Annotated in this window: 24 protein-coding genes; 5 read left to right on the top strand and 19 right to left on the bottom strand. The window is 65.9% G+C overall.

Annotation, left to right across the window (positions count from 1 at the left end; translation table 11 throughout):
- Positions 1-52 precede the first annotated feature (52 nt).
- Positions 53-472 carry a PaaI family thioesterase gene (locus ACP153_RS01210; RefSeq protein WP_424969140.1) on the top strand — a complete coding sequence of 140 codons (420 nt, stop codon included), beginning with the start codon at positions 53-55 and terminating at the stop codon, positions 470-472.
- A 3-nt stretch (positions 473-475) separates the two neighbouring features.
- Here ACP153_RS01210 and ACP153_RS01215 read toward each other — a convergent pair whose 3' ends face one another.
- The 14 genes from ACP153_RS01215 to ruvC all read right to left on the bottom strand — a co-directional run bounded on the left by ACP153_RS01215 (position 476) and on the right by ruvC (position 13001).
- Positions 476-1141: a hypothetical protein gene (locus ACP153_RS01215; RefSeq protein WP_424969141.1), complete on the bottom strand. Its 666-nt coding sequence runs from the start codon at positions 1139-1141 to the stop codon at positions 476-478.
- A 144-nt stretch (positions 1142-1285) separates the two neighbouring features.
- Entirely contained in the window at positions 1286-3202 is a 1917-nt protein-coding gene (ftsH, locus tag ACP153_RS01220; protein ID WP_424969142.1) for an ATP-dependent zinc metalloprotease FtsH, read from the bottom strand.
- Between the two features lie 81 nt (positions 3203-3283).
- On the bottom strand, positions 3284-4540 hold the full coding sequence (gene tilS, locus ACP153_RS01225) for a tRNA lysidine(34) synthetase TilS (RefSeq protein WP_424969143.1): 1257 nt from the start codon (positions 4538-4540) through the stop codon (positions 3284-3286).
- On the bottom strand, positions 4537-5364 hold the full coding sequence (ybgF, locus tag ACP153_RS01230) for a tol-pal system protein YbgF (protein ID WP_424969144.1): 828 nt from the start codon (positions 5362-5364) through the stop codon (positions 4537-4539). The genes tilS and ybgF overlap by 4 nt, the downstream gene beginning before the upstream one ends.
- 14 nt (positions 5365-5378) lie before the next feature.
- Positions 5379-5906, bottom strand: a complete 528-nt coding sequence (gene pal / locus ACP153_RS01235) for a peptidoglycan-associated lipoprotein Pal (RefSeq protein WP_424969145.1) — start codon at positions 5904-5906, stop codon at positions 5379-5381.
- Positions 5907-5979: 73 nt separating this feature from the next.
- On the bottom strand, positions 5980-7320 hold the full coding sequence (tolB, locus tag ACP153_RS01240; protein ID WP_424969146.1) for a Tol-Pal system beta propeller repeat protein TolB: 1341 nt from the start codon (positions 7318-7320) through the stop codon (positions 5980-5982).
- Entirely contained in the window at positions 7317-8393 is a 1077-nt protein-coding gene (locus ACP153_RS01245) for a hypothetical protein (RefSeq protein ID WP_424969147.1), read from the bottom strand. The genes tolB and ACP153_RS01245 overlap by 4 nt, the downstream gene beginning before the upstream one ends.
- Before the next feature lie 6 nt (positions 8394-8399).
- The gene (gene tolR / locus ACP153_RS01250; RefSeq protein ID WP_424969148.1) at positions 8400-8894 is read right to left on the bottom strand and encodes a protein TolR; all 495 of its coding nucleotides are present in this window, start codon (positions 8892-8894) and stop codon (positions 8400-8402) included.
- A 3-nt stretch (positions 8895-8897) separates the two neighbouring features.
- Positions 8898-9572, bottom strand: coding sequence for a protein TolQ (gene tolQ, locus ACP153_RS01255; RefSeq protein ID WP_424969149.1), 675 nt, complete (start codon positions 9570-9572; stop codon positions 8898-8900).
- Positions 9573-9667: 95 nt separating this feature from the next.
- A complete protein-coding gene (gene ybgC / locus ACP153_RS01260; protein ID WP_424969150.1) occupies positions 9668-10078 on the bottom strand; it encodes a tol-pal system-associated acyl-CoA thioesterase in 411 nt (136 codons plus the stop codon).
- The gene (locus ACP153_RS01265) at positions 10075-10701 is read right to left on the bottom strand and encodes a hypothetical protein (RefSeq protein ID WP_424969152.1); all 627 of its coding nucleotides are present in this window, start codon (positions 10699-10701) and stop codon (positions 10075-10077) included. The genes ybgC and ACP153_RS01265 overlap by 4 nt, the downstream gene beginning before the upstream one ends.
- Before the next feature lie 57 nt (positions 10702-10758).
- Entirely contained in the window at positions 10759-11829 is a 1071-nt protein-coding gene (gene ruvB, locus ACP153_RS01270) for a Holliday junction branch migration DNA helicase RuvB (protein ID WP_424969153.1), read from the bottom strand.
- Between the two features lie 3 nt (positions 11830-11832).
- Entirely contained in the window at positions 11833-12498 is a 666-nt protein-coding gene (gene ruvA / locus ACP153_RS01275; RefSeq protein ID WP_424969154.1) for a Holliday junction branch migration protein RuvA, read from the bottom strand.
- On the bottom strand, positions 12495-13001 hold the full coding sequence (gene ruvC, locus ACP153_RS01280; RefSeq protein WP_424969994.1) for a crossover junction endodeoxyribonuclease RuvC: 507 nt from the start codon (positions 12999-13001) through the stop codon (positions 12495-12497). The genes ruvA and ruvC overlap by 4 nt, the downstream gene beginning before the upstream one ends.
- 332 nt (positions 13002-13333) lie before the next feature.
- On the opposite strand from ruvC, the gene ACP153_RS01285 reads away from it, so the two are divergent.
- Positions 13334-13534: a DUF1127 domain-containing protein gene (locus ACP153_RS01285; RefSeq protein ID WP_424969155.1), complete on the top strand. Its 201-nt coding sequence runs from the start codon at positions 13334-13336 to the stop codon at positions 13532-13534.
- 189 nt (positions 13535-13723) lie between these two features.
- Here ACP153_RS01285 and ACP153_RS01290 read toward each other — a convergent pair whose 3' ends face one another.
- The 3 genes from ACP153_RS01290 to msrA form a co-directional block, all read right to left on the bottom strand.
- Positions 13724-14047 carry a hypothetical protein gene (locus tag ACP153_RS01290; RefSeq protein WP_424969156.1) on the bottom strand — a complete coding sequence of 108 codons (324 nt, stop codon included), beginning with the start codon at positions 14045-14047 and terminating at the stop codon, positions 13724-13726.
- A gap of 108 nt (positions 14048-14155) precedes the next feature.
- The gene (locus ACP153_RS01295) at positions 14156-15028 is read right to left on the bottom strand and encodes a 50S ribosomal protein L11 methyltransferase (RefSeq protein ID WP_424969157.1); all 873 of its coding nucleotides are present in this window, start codon (positions 15026-15028) and stop codon (positions 14156-14158) included.
- A gap of 166 nt (positions 15029-15194) precedes the next feature.
- Positions 15195-15857 (bottom strand): peptide-methionine (S)-S-oxide reductase MsrA, encoded by a 663-nt coding sequence (gene msrA, locus ACP153_RS01300; protein ID WP_424969158.1) that lies wholly within the window; start codon positions 15855-15857, stop codon positions 15195-15197.
- 177 nt (positions 15858-16034) lie between these two features.
- Here msrA and ACP153_RS01305 point away from each other — a divergent pair, with 177 nt between their 5' ends.
- A complete protein-coding gene (locus ACP153_RS01305; RefSeq protein WP_424969159.1) occupies positions 16035-16472 on the top strand; it encodes an ABZJ_00895 family protein in 438 nt (145 codons plus the stop codon).
- 6 nt (positions 16473-16478) lie between these two features.
- On the opposite strand, the gene ACP153_RS01310 is transcribed toward ACP153_RS01305, so the two are convergent.
- A complete protein-coding gene (locus tag ACP153_RS01310) occupies positions 16479-17708 on the bottom strand; it encodes an MFS transporter (RefSeq protein ID WP_424969160.1) in 1230 nt (409 codons plus the stop codon).
- Between the two features lie 127 nt (positions 17709-17835).
- Here ACP153_RS01310 and ACP153_RS01315 point away from each other — a divergent pair, with 127 nt between their 5' ends.
- Both ACP153_RS01315 and ACP153_RS01320 read left to right on the top strand, forming a co-directional pair.
- The gene (locus ACP153_RS01315; RefSeq protein ID WP_424969161.1) at positions 17836-18903 is read left to right on the top strand and encodes a YeeE/YedE family protein; all 1068 of its coding nucleotides are present in this window, start codon (positions 17836-17838) and stop codon (positions 18901-18903) included.
- Positions 18904-19051: 148 nt separating this feature from the next.
- Entirely contained in the window at positions 19052-19666 is a 615-nt protein-coding gene (locus ACP153_RS01320) for a hypothetical protein (protein WP_424969162.1), read from the top strand.
- A gap of 21 nt (positions 19667-19687) precedes the next feature.
- On the opposite strand, the gene ACP153_RS01325 is transcribed toward ACP153_RS01320, so the two are convergent.
- The gene (locus ACP153_RS01325) at positions 19688-21871 is read right to left on the bottom strand and encodes a primosomal protein N' (protein ID WP_424969163.1); all 2184 of its coding nucleotides are present in this window, start codon (positions 21869-21871) and stop codon (positions 19688-19690) included.
- Positions 21872-21911 lie beyond the last annotated feature (40 nt).

The following is a 21911-nucleotide window of genomic DNA, read 5'->3' on the forward strand; positions in this document are numbered from 1 at the left end:
ACCCGGCCCGCCATCCACCGCAGACTGCGGCGGGACAGGCATCGGGGGGCTTATGGCGGATATTGACGACAAGATCGCACGCAGTTTCGCGCGGCAAGGGATGATGGCGACCCTTGGGGCGGAGCTCGTCTCGGTCGCGCCCGGCAAGGTCGTGATCCGAGCACCTGTGACGCCGGAGACAGGTCAGCAGCACGGGGTCGCCCATGCCGGTCTCACCTTCGCCATCGGGGATTCCGCCGCCGGCTATGCCGCGCTCACCCTGATGCCCAAAGAGTCCGAAGTTGTGACCGCCGAGATCAAGATCAACCTGCTCGCCCCAGGCAGTGGTTCGGCACTGATCGCCACCGGGCGCGTGGTCAAGCCGGGCAAGCGTTTGGTCGTGGTCACGGCCGAAGTCACGCGGGAGGATGGGACCTGCGTCGCGCTCTTGCAGGGCACGATGGTGCCCGTGCCGAAAGCCCCCATGGGCTAGGGCCTATGGCCGCGCGTGATGCTGCTGCGCCCAGCTGCAGACCGCCATGATGACCATCATCGGGAAGATCCATTCGAGCCCCTCTTCGATGAAGCTCGCCCACCAATCGGTTTCGGGGGAGACGGCAATGCCAAAGGGCTCCAGCTTGCGGGCCAGACCATCGAGGCTCTTGGCAATGACCACGAGCACCATCGACCCCGCCAGCCACCAGGCCCAGGCCACGCCACCGCGCAAACCGCGCAGGAAGGGCCCCGCCCCGTGGCGGACGAAGCGGTAAAGGGTCACGAGGATCAGGACCAGCACGCAGATCCCGACCACCTTGTGCAGAAACGGGTAGTCCCCGGAATAGAGCCGCAGCTGCAGCACGCCCTTCTCGGTGAAACGCTTGTCGAAATCGAGCTCCCGCATCATCAGAAGCGCCATCAACACCGCCACATGCCAACCGGGCCCGAAGACGACCCGAGGCGCCAGGGCGATAAACCCGATCAGCGCGCAGCCCATGGCCACGAAAGCCCCGATCTCGAACGGACCGGCTTCGGTCTTGTAGTAGTCGAGCCCATGGCCCTGCAGCGTGGCCTGCACCACCAACGCCACAAAGATCGCCAGAGCCAGATAAAACGGCCAAAGCACCCGCTTTGCCGCCGACGGGCTGTCGTCGAAATGTGCCATCGCTGCCTCCAAAGGGTCTCGTGAGGCACGTTGAGTAGCGGAGGCGCCCCCGGACCCGCAACCCAAATGTCAAACGCCGCCCCGAGGGGCGGCGCTGTGTCACTGAATTAATACAGGGAGGGCCGGTTGCCTCAGCCGGTCCGCCTAGGCGGTGGGCTCCGGCTCCATCCCGCCATCCCGCGGCTTGGAGCGCGACTTGGCCTTCGGGATCGCCGTCAGGGACGGTGTGCCCGAGGTCGGTGTGTCGTCCTCATCGTCGCCCCGATTGAGCGGCTCGCCATTGATCACCTTCTGAATCTCGGCCCCGGTCAGGGTCTCGTATTCAAGCAGGCCCTGGGCCAGACGCTCCCAACCCTCATTTTGCTCGGTCAGGATCCGCTTGGCGGTCTCATACCCCTCGTCGATGATCTCCTTGACCTTCTGGTCGATGATCTTCTGGGTCTCCTGGCTGTGGTTGGTGCCACCGCCATAGCTGCCGAGATAGGATTGCTGCTCATTGGCGTAATCCACATGCCCCAGCTCTTCGGAGAAGCCGAACTGCGTCACCATCGCACGTGCGATCTTGGAGACCTGCTGGATGTCCGAGGTTGCGCCAGAGGTCACATTCTCCGGCCCGAACTTCAGCTCCTCAGCCACCTTGCCGCCCATCGCCATGGCGATCTTCGAGGTGTATTTGGTGCGCGTCACGCTGAGCTGATCCCGCTCCGGCAGGGACATCACCAGACCGAGGGCGCGGCCCCGCGGGATGATCGTCGCCTTGTGGATCGGATCATGCTGCGGCACGTTCAGGCCCACGATGGCGTGGCCCGCCTCGTGATAGGCCGTGAGCATCTTCTCTTCCTCGGACATCACCATGGAGCGGCGCTCGGCCCCCATCATGACCTTGTCCTTGGCGCTCTCGAAATCTTCCATGGTCACGAAACGGCGTCCGACGCGGGCGGCCATCAGCGCGCTCTCGTTCACGAGGTTCGCCAGATCCGCGCCAGAGAAACCGGGCGTGCCCCGCGCGATGATGCGCAGATCCACATCGGGACCCAGAGGCACCTTGCGGGCATGGACGCCCAGAATGCGCTCGCGGCCCTTGATGTCCGGGTTCGGCACCTGAACCTGACGGTCGAAGCGGCCCGGGCGCAGCAGCGCGGGGTCGAGCACGTCGGGGCGGTTCGTGGCCGCCACGATGATGATGCCTTCATTGGCTTCAAACCCGTCCATCTCCACCAGGAGCTGGTTCAGCGTCTGCTCGCGCTCATCATTGCCGCCGCCATAGCCGACACCACGGGACCGGCCCACGGCGTCGATCTCGTCGATGAAGACGATACAGGGCGCGTTTTTCTTGGCCTGCTCGAACATGTCGCGGACACGGCTTGCACCGACCCCCACGAACATCTCGACGAAATCGGAACCCGAAATAGTGAAGAAGGGCACGCCCGCCTCGCCCGCAATCGCGCGCGCCAGCAGGGTTTTACCGGTGCCCGGAGGGCCAACGAGCAGCGCACCTTTGGGGATCTTGCCGCCGAGGCGCGAGAATTTTTGCGGGTTGCGGAGGAACTCGACGATTTCCTCGAGTTCTTCCTTCGCCTCATCGATACCCGCCACGTCGTCAAAGGTCACGCGGCCATGCTTCTCGGTCAGCAGTTTCGCCTTGGACTTGCCGAAGCCCATGGCCCCGCCGCGTCCGCCGCCCTGCATGCGGTTCATGAAGAAGATCCAGATGCCGATCAGGATCAGGAAGGGCAGGAGAGTGCCGATATAGGACAGGATCCCGCTCTGTTCCTGAGCGCGGGCCTCAATCTGCACATTCTCGTCCAGCAGCAGCTGCGTGACATCCACGCCCTCGGGCTTGACGGTGGTATATTGCTGGCCGTCGCCGGTGCGGATCATCACCTGCTCGCCGTCAAGGACCACGCTGGCAACATCGCCCTGCTCCACGCGCTCGACAAAGTCGGAATAGGTGATCGACCGTGCGTTTACCGTCGATTGCCCCCCGCTGAACAGGTTGAAAAGGGCCAGGATGAGCAGGAACAGCACAACCCAGAACGCGACATTTCGCAAATTGCCCACGGACATTTCTCCTCAAGGTGGCAGGCGCGTTCGGACACGCTCTGCGGACTTGACCTTAAAATAGCTACGGAACGGCGCAGTTCAATGTGGAATCAGGCTTGAGATGAATGAAGACGGGTCAGGTTGAGTGTCAATTCGCGTTGACAGCCCCCATTTCAGGCGCGGAACGGCCAAAACCCGGTCGTCCTGCCAGATCGCAGGCGTTGCGCAGAGGGACGCAAAGGGCGGTCCGTCAGGCGGACGTCCCACCTGTTTCAAACCCTCTGCGCCCAGCGAGCGGACCTCTGCGGCGGGTCTCGGCGCGCTGTTCTCGGGCCATGCGAATTGCCAGCGCCCATCCCAAGGCTCTGCGATCGGCCCGCGAAGATCGGCGACCGCGGACACTTCGCGACTGATCCGCAGATCCGCGCGTTCGGGCGTAAACAGGCAGCCCTGCAAGGTCGCGGGCCCCTCCGCGAGCCGCGCCCAGGTGGTTTCGAGCGAGGAAAGCCGCGGGCGGTACGCGGTGCCGGAGACCCAGCGCACGGCCTCGGCCAGAAGGCGCAAGCGCGTTTCCGCGTCCAGCGCTGCGAGCCGCGCGTGGTCCATCAGCACCTCGCCCCAGTCGAACCGGACATGGCCTGCCGTCACCACCTCTGCGGCGCGCTGACCGAGAGCGTCCTGCGCGCGGCGCATGGCATCGGCGGTCTGCGCAAGACGCGCCGTGTCCAGATCGAGCATGTCAATCGCGCGGCGCACCCGGACCCGATCAAAGCGCTCGTCGGTGTTGCTGGGGTCCTCGCACCACGCGACCCGCTCGGCCCGCAAGTAGTCCCGCAAGGTCTCGCGCTGTTGATCCAGCAGGGGGCGCAGCCAGAGCACCCCTGCCCGCTGTCGCCGGGCGGACATGGCCGCGAGCCCGTCCACCCCCGAGCCGCGCATCAACCGCAGAAGGAGCGTTTCCGCCTGATCATCCTGAGTATGCCCGAGGCAGACCGCATCAAGCGCCTCGGCGCGCGCCCAATCGGCGAGCAAGGCAATCCGAGCCTCCCGGGCGGATGCCTGCAGATTGCCCTGCCCGTCCCAACCCGTCCAACGCAGCGGCCGGTGGGGAAGATCAAGCGCGGCGCAGCTGGCCGCGACATGGGCCTGTTCCGCCGCTGCCTCGGCGCGCAGACCGTGGTCCACCGTGGCCGCATGGATCGACACGCCTCGCGCCGCGCCCCAGCCACTGGCCAGATGCAACAGCGCCATGGAATCCCCGCCACCGGAAACCGCGATCCCGATCCGCCGGGCCTCCGGGACCAGTTGCGCCATCTGATCCGCAAAGGCGCGGGTCAGAGCGGCGGGCGCGGTCACGGGCAGGTCAGTTCCCCGCGCGCGGTATTGGCATCCACCGCCGCCGTGCCGCCGGGATAGCGCAGGCTCACCTCGCGCAGGGTCAGGCAGGCCTCGTCACGCTGCCCGAGCTCCGCCAGGCTGATGCCCAAACGGTAAAGCGCGAGCGGCGCCAACGAGCCATCGGGCGCACCGGAAAAGGCATCCAGATAGGCCCGCGCGGCCTGGGTCCAGGACCCGTCCGAAGCCCGCGCTTCGCCACGCAGATAATGCGCTTCCTGGACCAGCGGGCTACCGGGATAGGTGGTCGCATAGGCCGCGAAAGCCTCCGCGGCCGCGCTGGACTGCCCCCCTTCAAGCAGGGCCTTGGCGGCGTCGAAATCCTCTTGCTCGGCGACGGCCAACTCGGGCGCACCCTCCGCCGGCGGGACCACTGGCGCGACGGGCGTCTTGGGCTGCGCCGCCGTCCCGCCAAGGGTCGAGGTCTCGCCCAGGGTCGAGAGATCGCCCCCCTCCAGCTCCACCAGACGGAATTCCAGATCCCCGATCCGGTTCGTGCCATCCTTGACGATGCTGTCGATGCGAAATTCGAGTTCTTCGGTCTTCGCCGTCAGCCGCGCCAACTCGCTCTCAAGCGTGTTGAGGCGATCCAGCGCGCTGGCGGGCAGAGAGACCTGCGGCGCGCCCGTTGTCGACTGCTCCCGCTTGAGGTTTTGCAGCTCCACATAGAGCATAGAGAGCTCCTGCCGGATATCGGCGAGGGTCTGAGCGCGGTCCTGCGCGGTCAGCGGGCTCGCCAGCGCGAAGAGGCCCATGGCCGCGAGAACTAGGACAGATCGTGTCATGGCAGGCCCCGCGATCAGGAGGTCGGCCCCGCCGACAGGACCGTCACGGCGCGGCGGTTCTGGGCGTAGCAGCTCTCATTCGAGCAGATCTCGATCGGGCGTTCCTTGCCGAACGTCACGGTGCTCAGACGGCTGTCGGCCACCCCTTGGGCGACCATGAAATCCCGCACGGCACTGGCGCGGCGCGCCCCGAGGGCGAGGTTGTATTCCCGCGTGCCCTGCTCATCCGCGTGCCCCTCGATCACCGCCGTGTAGGCGCCGTTGCTCATGAGCCAGGCAGCCTGCTGCGAGACGAGCTGCTGTGCCTCGGGCGAGAGCGTGCTCTGATCCACTGCGAAAAGCACCCGGTCACCGATGGCCTGCTGGAAATACTGCGGTGAGCTCGGATCACCGAAATCGCCCGCCGTGGTCGGCCCGCTGCCGCCGCCTGCCCCTCCGGCACTGCCGAAGAGCCCGCCAGATCCGGCGCAGCCCGACACGGCCAGGGCCGCGACCAGCGCCAGGCTCAGCCTCGCGCGCGAAGATGTCTTTGCAAATTCCATGGCCCGTTCCTCATCTGCTCTGTATTCTTAACGACTGTTTAACATGGTTCTGCGCGGCCCGCACCGACCGATCTCAGGGCAGGAGCGGCGACCAGGCCGGGTCCGACGCGGCGCCGGGGGTCGGCACGCGCCGCAGGTTCCGGCCCGAGATATCCACCGAGTAGAGCGCCGGTGCCCCGCGCGCGCCCGAGGTCTCCCGGGTGAACATGATCACGCGGCCATTGGGCGACCAGGTCGGGCTCTCGTCGAGGAAGGAGGAGGTCAGCAGGCGCTCCTCGGAGCCATCGACCCGCATGACGCCGATATGGAACCGGCCCTGGTTCTGCTTGGTGAAGGCGATCAGATCACCGCGCGGCGACCAGACCGGCGTGCCGTAGCGCCCGGCGCCAAAGCTGATCCGCCGCGCCTCACCGCCATTGGCGGACATGACATAGAGCTGTTGCGACCCGCTCCGGTCGCTTTCAAAGACGATCTGGCGGCCATCGGGGGAGAAGCTCGGCGCGGTCTCGATCGCGGGGGTCGCCGTCAGCCGGGATTGCGACCCGCTGGACAGGTCGCGGCGATAGATGTCGCTATTGCCGCCATTGGTCAGGGAAAAGACCACCGAACGGCCATCAGGGGCAAAGCGCGGGGCAAAGCTCATCTGCCCGCCCGTGGCCGAGCCGATGGACTGGCTGCGCACCTGCGCCACATCGAGCAGCGTGATCTGCGGCCGCCCCGTGGCATAGGACGTGTAGAGCACCCGATCGCCCGTGGGCGAGAAGCGCGGCGCGAGCACAATCGCGCTGCTATCGGTCAGGAACTGCACATTCGCGCCGTCATAATCCATGATCGCAAGGCGCTTCTCGCGCGCGTTCTTGGGGCCTTGCTCCGAGACAAAGACCACGCGGCTGTCGAAATACCCGCCCTCGCCGGTGATCCGGCTATAAACCGCATCCGCCACCTTGTGGCCCATGCGGCGCCAGCTCGACTGGCTGGCCACGAATTGCAGCCCCTTGCCGAGGGCTGCGTCGGAGAAGACATCAAAGAGGCGGAACTTCACCACGAGCCGCCCGTCCCCGGCGACGGACACCGAGCCGGTGACCAGCGCCTGGGCATTGATCGCCTTCCAATCGGCATATTGCACGGGGGAGGAGAAACTGGTGATCGGGCTGATATAGGCGCTTTCGGGGATCACCCGGAACAGGCCCGAGCCTTCGAGATCCGCGGCCACAACCTCGGCGATCTGACGGGCGAGCTCGGTCGCTTGCGGGGTTTCAGCCACAAAAGGCGGCACGGCCACGGGCAAAGGCTCGATCACGCCCTCGGTAATCTCGATACGCAGCGGTCCGGGGTTGGACTGGGCCTGGACGGGTCCGCTCAATACCGCGGTGGCCAAACCTGCAATCAGGGCACTCAAAAAGGCTCGTCTCATCGGATCCGCATCCTTTCGGGATTAAATGTCATTTCGATATCGCGCCACTGGCCGTATTTCTCAACCGGCAGATCAAATCCGGCGCTGCCGCAGCGGATGATTGCCCGCCGCGCGGCCTCAAAAGCCTGGCGGGCGGCGGCTTCCGAGCCGCCTTCGGAGCCGATCATCCGGATCGAGCCGATGATCGGACGGCCCGATTGCTCCATCTCCACGGCGACGACGACGGTTGTGCGCAAGGCCTCCGACGACAGGGAGCCCACATTCCAGCATTGCTGCACGGCGACCCGCAGCCCGTCACGTTCGCCCGAGGTCAGGGGCGGACCCACGGGGATCTCGGGGCGGGCCGGGGTGCTGGGAGCGGGATCTGGAGCGGTTTCAGCGGCCTCGGCCACGGCGGCGGCCACCGCATCCGCCACCGGATCGGAGGCGGGCTCGGGCGGTGTCTCGGCAACCACCGGCGCGGGTCGGGGTCGCGACGGGCGCGCGGCGGGGCGCGGGCTTGCGGTCAGTTCGGGCGTCGGATCCGCAGCCTGACTGTCCGGGTCGGTTTCCGTCGCCTCGGTGATGATCCGGGTGGTCGCAGCTTCGGGCGCGGTTTCACGCTCGGCTTCTGTGGCGGTCTCGCCCTCGGCCTCGGTGGTCACGGCCTCGTTCCGCTCGGGCGCGATCTCCGCCTCCGGCGCAGGCAGCGGCACAGGCTCGGGCGCCACGCGGGGCGCGGGCGGCGGCGGGGCCGGTGCAGCCGGGGCCGGGGGCGGCGCGGGAACAGGCTCCGGTTCGGGCTCTGGCGGTGGCGCCGATACGACAGGGGCCGGCGCAGGTTGCACCGGTGCGGGCGCGGGCGGCGTCTCGGGCGCCGGGGGCTGTGGCAGCTCGACCACCTCGGGCACCTCCGGCGCACTGGTCAGCGCCGCGAACTCAGCTTCGGATAGAAGGGTCACATCGGTCGCCGATGGCAGCGGCAGTTCCGGCGCGGAATAGAACAGCCCCCCGAGCGCGAGCCAGGCCAAGAGGCCCAGATGACCCGCCCCCGAGATCGCGGTCCCGGTGTCGATATGGGGCAGACGCAGCACGCGCCCTTAGCCCTCGGACCCGGCATCCGCTCCGCCCAGCGACGGCCCTCCGGTCTCGGTGACAAGGCCGATATTGTTGAAGCCCGCCGCGTTGAGCGCGCCCATCACCTGCATCACCTCCGCATAGCTTATGGCCCCATCAGCCCGCAGGAAGATCTTGTCGCCCTCCCGCTCTGCCGCCACGGCCCGCAAACGCGGGATCAGCGTGTCGCGCGCCACTTCGGTGGTCTGGATCAGCACCCGACCATCGGCGGCGACCGTAACGGTCAGGGGTTCCTCCTCGCTGCCCGGCAGGGCATTGGCCGAGGTTTCCGGCAGCTCCACGGGCACGCCCACGGTCAAAAGCGGTGCCGCCACCATGAAGATGATGAGCAGCACCAGCATCACATCCACGAAGGGCGTGACATTGATCTCGGACATGGGCTTGGCACCGCCGCGCCCACTGCGCCGACCGCGCCTGCGACCGCTGCCCCCTGCCCCGGATGAGACCCCGGCCTTCATGGCTCAGGCGTCCAACTGCCGCGACAGGAGCGTGGCGAACTCATCGGCAAAGGCCTCATAGCCGCCCACGATGCGATCCGCATCCGCCGAGAGCTTGTTATAGGCCACCACCGCCGGGATCGCCGCCAGCAGGCCCAGCCCCGTCGCCAGAAGCGCCTCGGCGATACCGGGCGCCACCACGGCGAGGTTGGTATTCTGCTGGATCGCGATCTGCTCAAAGCTGTGCTTGATGCCCCAGACCGTGCCAAAGAGGCCGATAAAGGGCGCGGTCGCCCCGGTCGTGGCCAGAAAGCTCAGCCCGTTCTGCAACCGCTCACTCGCCTTGGCGATGGCCACATCCATCGACCGGTCAATCCGCTGCTGCGCGCCCGGGATCAGATCGCCGGTCTCGCGGTGCGAGCGGCGCCATTCTGTCATGCCCGAGGCAAAAACCTTCTGCGCGGCCCCATCCGGCGCCGGCCCGATCTGATCAAAAAGGTCATCGAGCGGCTCGCCAGACCAGAAGGCCGCGTCGAACGCGTCTGCCTCGGACCGGGCACGGCGGAACGTGATCCATTTCTGAATGATGATCGACCAGGACCAGAAGGACATCCCGATCAACAGGATCATCACAAGCTGCACGGTCAGGGTGGCGCGCGCGAAAAGCGCGAGAAACGAGAAGTCTATCTCGGGTGTCATGGCCTGCTCAATCCTGCTCTCCGGCCTTCTTGGGCCGTGTGTTATCCTTCCAAGATACGCGCAAAGCGGCGTCTTTGGAAGGCGTCGCAGGAGCTCTAGCGTGTTTTTGCCGTGGCCTCGAAGGCCGCGCGCACTTCCGCCGGCACCCGGGCGGGGCGTCCGGTCTCCGACAGGCAAACGATTGTCACGGTTGCGGAAAAGAGCGTCTCCGCCCCCCGCAGAACCGCCTGATCGAGCGTGATCCGCGCGCCCGACACCTCGGCCAGTTGCGTGGTCACGGACAGGTGATCGTCGAACTTCGCGGGGATCAGGTAGTCCGCCTCGACCCGGCGCACGGCAAAGACGATCCCGGTTTCGACCTTCAGCGCCCCCTGATCCACGCCCAGATCACGCAGGTACTCGCTACGCCCGCGTTCGATGAATTTCAGGTAATTGGCGTAATAGACGATGCCCGCGAGATCCGTGTCCTCGTAATAGACCCGCAAATCGAAGCGATGCGCGCTCATTGCAGGGCCCCGATCCGCGCCGAGAGGCGCAGGGCATGGCTGGCATCGGTGGCCGCCACGGGCAGGACCGGATCATAGGCCGCGCGGATCACCTGTGCGATCTCGGGCTTCAGGAGGGTCGTGCCCTCTGCGGTCTTGGCGAGCGGCGATTGGCCGAGAAACGCCGTGTCCGACCAGAGCAGGATCGTCTGCACGGCCTGGCTCAGGGCCAGGGTTTCGGCGGGCACATCCCGCAGATGGGCATCCATGCGCACAAAAACGAAGGCCGCCTTGATGCCGCCATCGGGATCGAAGCGGAAGAACCGGTACTGATTGGCGTCCTGCGCCTCGAGCCTCGCCACGAGCGGGCCGAGATCAGGCACCAGCCGGTCCATATTCGGCGTCTCTGTCAGTTCGGACCAGTCCTCAAAGAAGAAGACCATGATATTGGCGCCGAGCTCCGGATCGGTCTCCGCAATCTCCACCCCGGCAAGCTGGGCCACAGCCTCGAACGCGCCCTTGACCACGCTCAGGGTCGCATCATCCACACCGAAGACGACCGGGGCCTGGGGCCGTCCCCAGCGCGCGCAAAGATAGGTGTCGTCACTGCGGGTGAACAGCGCTTCGATCTCGTCTGGGTGCACCGGGTCGTCCTCGTCTGGTCTCGCTCGCGCGGGACATAGCTGCTTTCGCTCGCGGGCTCAAACGGGCGGATCGTCCGGGGTGCCCGGATCGGGGAAGAGGTCGGTCTGGGCAGGCGCATCCGCCGGGCGTGGCATGGGCAGGCCCAGATGGTCCCAGGCCTTGCGCGCGAGCATGCGGCCGCGCGGCGTGCGCTGGATGAAGCCCTGCTGCAAGAGGTAAGGCTCGATCACCTCCTCCACCGCATCGCGCGCCTCCGACAGCGCCGCCGAGATCGTCTCGATCCCCACCGGCCCGCCGCCATAGTTCTCAGCCACCAGGGACAGATAGCGCCGGTCGCCCCCATCGAGCCCCGCGCGATCCACGCCCAGCCGAGTAAGCGCGCCATCAGCCACCTCTCGGGTGATCCGTCCGTCTCCTTCGACCAGTGCGAAATCCACCACGCGGCGCAGGAGCCGCCCGGCGATCCGAGGCGTCCCGCGCGCCCGGCGGGCAATCTCGGCGATCCCGTCCGGCTCCGCGGGAACCTCCAGCAGCCGCGCCCCCCGGGCGACGATCTGCTCCAGCTCGGGCGCAGTGTAGAACTGCAACCGGACCGGGATCCCGAAACGGTCCCGCAAGGGCGTCGTCAAAAGACCCAGACGCGTGGTCGCCCCGACCAGCGTGAAAGGCTGCAGCTCGATCCGCACCGTGCGCGCCGCAGGCCCCTCGCCGATCACCAGATCCAGTTCGAAATCCTCCATCGCCGGGTAGAGCACCTCCTCCACCACCGGGTTGAGGCGGTGGATCTCATCGATGAAGAGAACATCCCGCGCCTCGAGATTGGTCAGAAGCGCCGCGAGATCCCCCGCCTTGGCCAGAACGGGGCCAGAAGTCATGCGGAAGTTCACCCCCAACTCGCGCGCCATGATCTGCGCCAGGGTGGTCTTGCCGAGGCCGGGCGGGCCGTGGAAGAGCACATGGTCCATGGCCTCGCCGCGCCGCCGGGCGCTTTCGACAAAGACCCGCAGATTGGCGCGCGCCTCCGCCTGCCCGATAAACGCCTCGAGCGATTGCGGGCGCAGGGCGCGATCCGCCCCATCCCGCTCATCGGGCAAGGGTTCGGGGCGCAGATTTGGATCCGTGGCCATCGCTTACCCTTTCGGCGCCAGAAGGCGCAGGGCCGCGCGGATCAGCGCCGCCTCACCCTCTGCCCCTTCGCCCGACGCGGTGGCGACCGCACTGGCCGCATCGCCCTGCCCGTAGCCCAGATTGACCAGGGCCGAGAGCGCTGCCGCCTGATCCGACGCGGCGGATGGCGCAGCCTTCCGCGCCGGCGCCGGGGGCTCGATGCCCCCGGGGTCGGCCACCGCGACCGGGGCCTCCACGGCCTCCAGAACCGCGCCCATGGCCATCACATCCGGCCCCTTATCCTTCAACTCATTCACCACGCGCTGCGCGATCTTGGGCCCAACCCCTTGCGCCTTTTGCACGGCGGACCAATCCCCGAGCGCAATCGCCCGCCCGACCCCCTCTGCCCCCAAAGCAGACAGGATCGACATGGAGGCCTTCGCCCCAATACCCTGCACCGACATCAGCAACCGATGCCACTCCTTGTCCAGAAGCGTGGGAAACCCGAAAAGCTGCAACAGATCTTCCCGCACCAGCAGCTCGGTAAAGAGCGTCACCGCCTCCCCGGGCGCCGGCAAACCCGCCAGCGTGCGGTCCGAGCAATAAACCACATACCCCACGCCGCGCACATCCAGCAGGATGTGATCCTTCGCGCGATAGACCAGAACCCCCGAAAGCCGCCCGATCATGAGGCCGACACCGCCGTGACCCGGGCCAGACTGCGCTGGGATTGCAGGTGATGGGCGTGGCAGATCGCAACCGCGAGCGCATCCGCCGCATCCGGCCCCGCAAGGGTGACGCCCGGCAATTGCAGTTTCACCATATGCTGGATCTGCTCCTTGCCCGCATGCCCCACTCCGACCACGGATTTCTTCACATGGTTGGGCGCATACTCAGCCACCTTCAACCCGGCCGCCGCCGGCACCACAAGCGCAATCCCCCGGGCCTGCCCGAGCTTCAGGGTCCCGGTCGCGTCCTTATTCACAAATGTATGCTCCACAGCCGCCGCATCGGGCACAAGCCGCGCCACCACTTCGGTCAATTGCTGATGCAGGCTGAGCAACCGCTCCGCGAGATCCGAGCCGTCCGAGCGAATCTGCCCGTTCTCGATATGGCGCAATCGGCTTCCCTCGGACGAGATCACCCCCCATCCAAGGTTTCGCAAGCCGGGATCAATCCCCAGAACGCGCATCATTGTCTCTTTTTCTGCTCGTTTTTCTTCAACTAGCACGAAACGCGAACATCTGCCAAGATCCTTGATCCCGCCGGAAACGGAGCAATCCCGACCTCGACGTGTCGAAAACGGCCCGCTGCGACGAAAAAGCAGTCTGAAAGCGACACTGGAGAGGTCGAATTTGCGCCGCTTTTCAGAGGTCTATGCTCGCTTTTGAGGCATTCCGAAAACGCATGCGCGCCATGCAGTTTTTGCCCGTTGTAGAGGCAACGCGCCGGATCTAAGTGCAGATCACAACGAAACACACGATCACTCTAACCGGCCGCGCGCCACAGATAAGGTTTCGCCCAATGGCAGCTTTTGACACCTCCCGCCCCTATGTCGTCCTCCCCCGTTTCGAGGCAGGTCTGGCTCGTTTTTTCGGTTCCATCATCGCTTGGAATGACGCCCGCGTCACCCGCAACGAGCTGAGCCGCCTGTCGGAGCGTGAACTGCTGGATGTGGGTCTGATCCCGGGCGATATCGACGCCGTCTCGCGCCGTCGCCACTGATCTGGCAACCGGGGCGCGCCCTGCTGGCATCCGCGCCGCAGGGCCACCCGGCCGGATCCAGAGGTCCGGACAGGACCAAAGACCCGAACGTCAAAAAGCGCGCCCCGAGAGGCGCGCTTTTTGCTGTCGTCCTGTATCAGTGCATCCAAGGGCGCGCAGGGCACTAAACCTGCTGCACCCGATCCCCGATCACAGCGACAGGCGTCGGGCCAGCTCAAGCGAGAGGCGGTCAGGCGCGAGCGCGGCCCCGACGAAACGTTCGGTCATGGTCCCGGTCTCGAGATACATGACATGGGTGCGATAGGTCCCTTCGGACATCACCGCAATCGCGAGCCCCTTGAGCGCGATATAAAGCACGCAAGCCAGAAGGATCTTGCCCAGAGGCAGCATGGAGCCTTCGCCGCGATAGCCCCGGTTCACCCGGTCGCGGGCAGGTTTTCGATCGGCCGCATGGGCCGCGGTGATCTTTTCCACCCGGTCTCCGAACAGAGCCAGATTGTCATCCTGTGACATCGGGTATCTCCGAAATTCAATTTGAATTTGAAGATACTTTTCTAAAACCCCCTCGGGATAGAGTAACCTTTCGTTAAGGTTAAACCCCGCCAGAAGTGGTCGGCCCGGTCAGGGCCGCGACAGGGTCAGGGTCGTCCACTCGCCAATCGCCCATTGCGCCTGCAGATCGAGCCCCGCCGCGCCATAGGCGTCGATCACATCCTGCGCCTGCTCGTTCAACAGTCCCGACAGGATCACATGCCCGCCAGAGGCCATCGCTCCGGCGATGGACGGGGCCAGATCGATCAGCGGCCCTTTCAGGATATTGGCAAAGACCAGCATATAGGGGCCCTGGCCCGCGATCTGCGGATGGTCGAGACCCGTCGCTTCCAGGCACTGGACCTGCCCGGCCATCCCGTTGGCGGCCAGATTGGCTTCGGCGACCTCCACGGCCACGGGGTCGATATCGCTGGCCACGATAGGCACATCGTCAAGCACCCGCGCCGCGGCCATGGCCAGCACCGCCGTCCCGCAGCCCACATCGAGCACCGGGCCCATGGGCGCTCCTTGGGTCAGAAGATCGTCAAAAGCGCGCAGGCAGCCCTGGGTCGTGCCGTGATGCCCGGTGCCAAAGGCCATGGCGGCCTCGATCAGCAAGGGCACCGCGTCCGCCGGAACCGCGTCCGCATCATGGCTGCCATAAAGGAAAAAGCGCCCCGCGGTGACCGGCGACAGCTCCCGTTTGACCTTGGCCACCCAATCAGTCTCCGGCAGCTCCGAAACGGAGAAGGGCTTGGCCTCAAAGGCCGCCGCCAACAGCGCGAGCCCGGCCACATCCGGCGCCTCGATGAAATAGGCCCCTACTTCCCAGAGCCCCGACCCATCCTCGATCTCGAACACACCGACCCCGGTGGGTTCGGGCGTCATGGTCTCAAGCGCTTCGCCAAGACGTTCGGCAGCCGCCTTGCCGGGCAAGGTGGTGAGGGCAGTGAAGGTGGGCATGATCAGGGCTCCGGGACGTGGGCCCGGTGAGGGTCGGGCGCAGGATTGAGCCGTTGGTATTCCATGCACCGTGTCGCGGGGCAAGGGTTGGCCCCTGCCCCGGTCTGTTGCGATGGGGACCGTCAGGCCGCCCGTCCTGCGCTCTCAGCGACTGAAACGGCCCCGGTCAGCCCGCCTGGGCGACACCCGTGCCGATCGGGCAGGTCACGCCCGTCCCGCCAATCCCGCAATACCCATTGGGGTTCTTCGAGAGGTATTGCTGGTGGTAATCCTCGGCAAAGTAGAACTCCGGCGCGGGCAGAATCTCAGTCGTGATTGCCCCGTAGCCCGCCGACAGCAGACGCGGCGCGAAGGCCGCCTTGCTCGCCTGGGCCATCTCGGCCTGCGCGTCGGAGCTCGTATAGATCCCGGAGCGGTACTGGGTGCCCATATCATTGCCCTGGCGCATGCCCTGGGTCGGGTCATGCCCCTCCCAGAAGACCTGCAGCAGCGCGTCATAGGAAATCACCGCCGGATCAAACACCACGCGGACCACTTCATTATGGGCGGTCTGACCCGAGCAGACCTCCTGATAGGTGGGGTTATGGGTGAAGCCGCCCGCATAGCCCACCATGGTCAGGTAGACCCCGTCGAGCTTCCAGAACATCCGCTCCACACCCCAGAAACAGCCCATGCCGAACATCGCCACATCGAGACCCTCCGGCACATCCAGCGTCAGGGGACGCCCCGAGATGTGATGGGTCTCTGCCGTCGGGATCGCATTCGCGCGCCCGGGCAGGGCATCGGCGGCGCTGATCATTTCGGCTTTCTTGCGGCTCATGAAGAACATTGGCGGTCTCCTGTTTTTGGGGGGTGAGAAGGATATAGGGATCCGCAGGTCCAGATTCCACTCCGCCCGAGGTCACGGAACGGTCACCGCCCTGCCCTGACCCTGCCCCGCCCGCGCCCTGCTTGGCCGACAAACTTGTCTCAGACAGGGATCGCACGGCGCAGCAAGGAGGACCCGATGACGCAAACCGGCCTGCTACAGATCATCTTCTTCGTGGCGAGCGCCTTCCTCAGCTATGGGCTCGCGGTTGGGGCGGATCTGGTGGGGGTCGCGCCCAGCGCTGGTCTGCCCTTTGTCGGGGCCATGCTCGCCGCCGTGCTGGTCAGCGCCCTCTTTGCCCGTCTCAACGGGCGCAACCCGACCACATGCGAACGGCGGCACTTTGCCATGGTCGCGACCGTGGTCATGGGCCTCGCCAGCCTCGCCTTTCTCTGGCTCTATATGCATGCGGGTGGACCCAACGAGTTCAGCGTCATTGCCGCCGAAACGAGCCTCGGGACCGTCACCTGGCTGACAACTCTGATTTTCATGGTCGCACTGGTGGCCCAGTATATCTCGATCCGCATCGGGCTGCGGATTGGGCTCCGGCAAGTCTCGTCAGCGCCAGCCAACTGATCGGGTTTACTCCGCAGGCGCCGCCATTCGCGCCTGGAAGATCGTCTCGCGCCCCGGCTCCGGATGGCGCGGGATCAGCAGCGCCAGACACAGGGACGTGGCCGCCATGCCCGCCGCGAGCCAGAACACCCCGCCCGGGGACACAACCCAGAGATAGCCCAGCGAAGCAGGCAGAAACACCGCCGCGATATGGTTGATCGTGAAGGCCACTGCAGCCGTGGGCGCGATATCGGCCGGATCGGCGATCTTCTGGAAATAGGTCTTCAGCGCAAAGGCCAGCGCGAAGAACAGATGATCCAGCACATAGAGCGCTGCGGCCACCATCATTCCCCAGCCCAGCCAGTAGATCCCGCCATAGGCCAGGAACACGCAGATCAGTCCGACATATTCAAAGGCCAGCGCATTGCGCTCGCCGAACCGGGCGACAGCTTTGCCCATGAGCGGCGCGCAGAGCATGTTGGCCACGAAGTTGATCAGGAAGAGCGCCGTGACCTCATGGACCTCGAAGCCGAAGCGCTCGACCATCATGAAGGCCGCGAAGACCACGAAGATCTGTCGCCGGGCGCCGGACATGAACTGCAGTGCGTAATAGAGCCAGTAGCGCCGCCGCAGCACCATGCGCTTGTTTTGCGGGTTGGGGGATTCAAACTGCGGATAGGCGATCATGCAAATGATCGCGATGGCCGCCGTGATCCCGCCCGACGTCATGTAGACAAAGCTGTAGCTGAGATCGAAGGCTTTCCAGCTCACCACCAGCGTGCCGTAGCTCAGAAGCGAGGCCGCTGAACCCGCCGCCACGATCCAGCCGAGGGTCTGGGGCGCGCGCTCCTTGGCGATCCATTGCAACTGGAGCGACTGGTTGACCGTCTCGTAATAGTGAAAGCCGATCGAGCTGAGCAGGGTGAGGGCAAGAATGCCGTAATAGCTCGGGAAAAACCCGGTCAGGGCCGTGCCGATCCCCAGCAGACAGAGGGAGGCGAGGCCCAGAACCTGTTCCCGGACGATCAGGATCAGCGCGATCACCCCCACGGCGAGGAAGCCGGGGATCTCGCGCACGGTATGCAGCCAGCCGATATTGACCCCATCGAACCCCGCCATTTCGATGACGAAATTGTTCAGAAGTGCGCTCCAGGTGGCGAAGGCGATGGGCATCGCAAAGGCCATCAGGAAGAGCAGCGTCACCGGCTGCCGCCAACGGGGCAGATCCGGGGCTTGCGCGAGGGGCACGAGTCGCATGAGCGCGGTCTACGCCCTTGGTCGCGCTCTGGCGAGGAAAATCTGATCTGGGTCAAAGCCGGATCGTCGCGGTCATGGCAAACATATTCCAATTTTCGAATGCCAGATGCTGGAGGGGGCGCGGGCTATGGATATTCTGCCACTGGTGGAGCGGATCGGCGAAGGGCCCAGTGCGGCGCTCTTTGGCCTGGTCACTGGCATGGTCTTCGGGATCGCGGCCCAACGCTCCTCCTTTTGCCTGCGGGCAGCTTGCGTGGAGTTTGCGCGGGGCCAGTTCGGACATCGCATGGCCGTCTGGCTTTTGTGTTTCTCCACCGCCCTTGTCTGGGTGCAGGGCGCATCGCTCATGGGCCTGATGCGTGTCGAGGATGCGCGGATGATGGCCGTGACCGGGTCCTGGTCCGGGGCGATTGTCGGCGGGCTCCTGTTCGGGGTGGGCATGGTGCTCGCGCGGGGCTGTTCCGGGCGTCTTCTGGTACTGGCGGCGACGGGCAATCTGCGCTCGGTGGTGTCGGGTCTGATCTTCGCCGTCGTCGCCATCATGGCGCTGCAAGGGGTGCTGGCCCCGGCGCGCAACTGGATCGCCGGGCTGTGGATGACCAGCGGAGGGCGCAATGTGAACCTGCTCGACGCTGCCCACCTGCCGCGCGAGAGCGGCTTGGTCCTGGGCCTCGTTCTGGCCCTCCTCGCGCTGGAGATAGCGCGGCGCAACAGGATCGGCGCGCGGGTGCTGGTGATGGCCTCGGGCGTGGGGTTCGCGGTCGCACTTGGCTGGGTCCTGACCTTTGCCTTGAGCGAGGTCGCCTTTGACCCGGTTCAGATCGAAAGCGCAACCTTTACAGGGCCTTCGGCGAATATGCTCATGTTCTTTCTGATCCCGGATCCGGTGCTCGAGTTTGATATCGGCCTCGTCCCGGGTGTCTTCCTGGGCGCGTTCCTCGCCGCCTGGATCCGCAAGGATCTGCGCTTGCAAGGCTTTGAGGGGGCGGGTCCCATGGGGCGATCCATGATCGGCGCGGCCCTGATGGGGTTTGGCGGCATGCTGGCCGGGGGCTGCGCCATTGGTGCGGGCGTCACGGGCGGGTCGATCTTTGCCGGCACGGCCTGGCTCGCGCTCACCTGCATGTGGCTGGGCGCCGTGATCGCCGATCTGCTGGTGGATCAGCGTGGGTCGCGCGGCGTTCCGGCCGAGTAACCGGCCTCGTTTCCCTGCACAGCAAGGGGCGCGAGACGCGCCGCGGCGCAGCAAGCCCAAGACGTTAACCAAGGGCGTTATGTCTCAGTAAACACGCATTAATCTGTGTTAAGAAAGTCTTAATTGATCTTCTGAGACCGGATTCATTATGCGCATTTTCCTGATATCGACCTTCCTCCTCCTGCTCACAGCGTTCAGCGCCGCAGCCGCGACGATCCAGATCTCCGGCACCGGTGAGGTGGAGACCGCCCAACACGGCGTCGGTGTGAACGCCAAGGACAAGCTGAGTTTCACAGCCCAGGTCACGGGGCCGGAAATCATGTCCAGCAGCTATGCCCATTTCGCCCAGAAAGTGTACCAGGTCGAAGCCTTCCAGGCCCAGATCGGCGATGATTTCGTGGATCAAAGGCAGCCTGACGCGCTGATCTATCTCGTCGTGGCGAATTACAAGGACGGGCTGAACTCGGTGAAGATCTATCTCAACCCGGGCAATTTCGTCAGCTCCGCCGCCTTCAGCAGCTTCACGCTGGAATGGAAATTCGACTCCGATGATCTGGATGCCAGCCTGGAGACTGTGGCCGCGCTCGACTTCTCCAGCGCGGTGGAAACGACTTTCTTTGCCGTCGATTCCCGTGCGCCCAACGATATCGCGGTGACCGGTCAGTTGATGGTGACCAATGTGGCGCCCGTCCCCCTGCCCGCCGCCTTGTGGCTCGGGCTGGCCGGGCTCGGAGCACTGGGGCTGACGCGCCGCCGCGCCTGATCCCTCGGGCCGGAAGGCTTCTCAGAAGAAGCTCTGCGGGTCGATATCAATCGACAGACGCAGATTGGGACCGGGCTTGATCTGCGCGGTCCATTTGGCCAGCGCGTCCTGCAAGGCCACGCCCTTGGGCGCGGTCACCAGAAGCCGCACCCGGTGCCGCCCCCGGATCCGCGCGATGGGCGCGGGCGCCGGGCCATAGACTGTCGCCCCCGCCGCAGTCATCGGCCCATTCAACCGCGCCAGGGCATTGCCCGTGTCGAACACCTCCTGCAGGTCAGGTGAGCTGAGGATGATCCCCGCCATGCGACCATAGGGCGGCATCCCCGCCGCTTGGCGTTCCGCCGCTTCAGCCCGCCAGAACGCCTCCTCATCGCCAGTCAGGATCGCGCGGATCACCGGGTGTTCGGGCTGGTAGGTCTGCAAAAGGGCCTCGCCCCGCCGCTCTGCCCGCCCGGCCCGGCCCGCCACCTGCCGCATGAGTTGGAACGTACGCTCGGCTGCGCGCAGATCCGACCCCTGCAGCCCGAGATCCGCATCGATCACCCCGACCAGCGTCAGAAGCGGGAAGTTATGCCCTTTGGCCACAAGCTGCGTGCCGATGATGATATCCGCGGCCCCCTCGGCGATCTCGGCGATTTGCGCCTTGAGCGCCCGGGCCGAGCCAAAGAGGTCGGAGGACAGCACCGCGATCCGCGCCTCGGGAAAGGCCTCGGTCGCTTCTTCGGCCAGCCGCTCCACCCCGGGACCGACGGCGGCCATCTTGCCCTCGGCCTCGCAGGACGGACAGGCCTCGGGGACCGCTTGGGTCGCACCGCATTGGTGACACATGAGCCGTTTCTGAAACCGATGCTCAACCATGCGGGCATCGCACATCTCGCAGCCGATCTGGTGCCCGCAGGCCCGGCAGAGCGTGATCGGCGCATAGCCACGCCTGTTGATGAACAAAAGCGCCTGCTCCCCGGCCTCGATCCGTGCGGTGATCGCGCGCTTGAGGCTGGGCGAGACCCAGCGGCCAAAGGGCACCTCTTCAGCGCGCATGTCGATGGCGCGCATCTCGGGCAGTTCCGCATCCCCGAAGCGCGCATCCAGATCCACGCGCTGATACTTTCCGGCCTCCGCATTGGCCCAGCTCTCAAGGCTCGGCGTGGCCGAGGCGAGCACCACCTGCGCGGTTGCGAACGAAGCACGCAGCACGGCCATGTCGCGGGCATTGTAGAGCACGCCCTCCTCCTGCTTGTAGGAAGTGTCATGCTCTTCATCGACGACAATCAGGCCCAGATCCTGAAACGGCAGGAACAGCGACGAGCGCGCGCCGACCACCAGCTTGGCGCCGCCCTCGGCCACCATCCGCCAGCAGCGCCGCCGCTCGGTCATGGTCACGCCCGAATGCCATTCCGCCGGGCGCGCGCCAAACCGTGCCTCGACCCGGGTCAGGAACTCGGAGGTCAGCGCAATCTCGGGCAAGAGCACCAGCGCCTGCCGCCCCTTGGCCAGACAGGCCGCCACCGCTTCGAGATAGACCTCGGTTTTGCCCGAGCCGGTGACCCCTTTGAGCAAGGTCGTGCCGTACTCTCCGCGCTCGATCCCGTGCTGGAGCTGGCCTGCCGCGCGCTCCTGCGCTTCGGTCAGGGGTTTGCCCGGACGCGCCACGTCGAGCGGCGGATAGGGCAGATCCCGGGGCGTGTCCTGCTCATAGATCGCGCCAGCCGCCACAAGCCCCTTGACCACCGAGGCACTGACACCGGCTGCTGCGACCAGTTCGGCCTGGGTGACCGGTGCGCCGCCATACTCGGCCAGCGCATCCATCACGCGGGTCCGGGCATCGGTCATGCGCGACGGCTCGCCCTGCCCCGGGACCAGCACCTTGCGCATGGACATGGCATCCCCGAGCCCCGGGGCCCGCGTCGCCAGACGCAGCATCGCGGGCAGCGGGGTCAGGGTGTAGCGGGCCGCGCGGGTCAGAAAGGCGCGCATCTCATCGCGCATGGGCGGCGTGTCGAGCACCCGGAACGCGGCGCGGATCTTGGCCGGATCCCAACCACCCTGCCCCGGCCCCCAGACCACGCCCAGAACCTTGCGCGGTCCGAGCGGCACTTCGAGGAAATCGCCGATCTCGCAGCCGCCTTCCGGGGCCTTGTAGTCCAGCGTCCGATCCAGAGGCTGAGTGGTCAGGACCGCGATCAGATCTCCTGTCTCAAACCGCACCCTGCGCCCCTTTCCCCGTCCTGCCGCCTGCGTTATGAGA

This window comes from Dinoroseobacter sp. S76, from assembly GCF_049801095.1.
Classification (GTDB): domain Bacteria; phylum Pseudomonadota; class Alphaproteobacteria; order Rhodobacterales; family Rhodobacteraceae; genus Dinoroseobacter.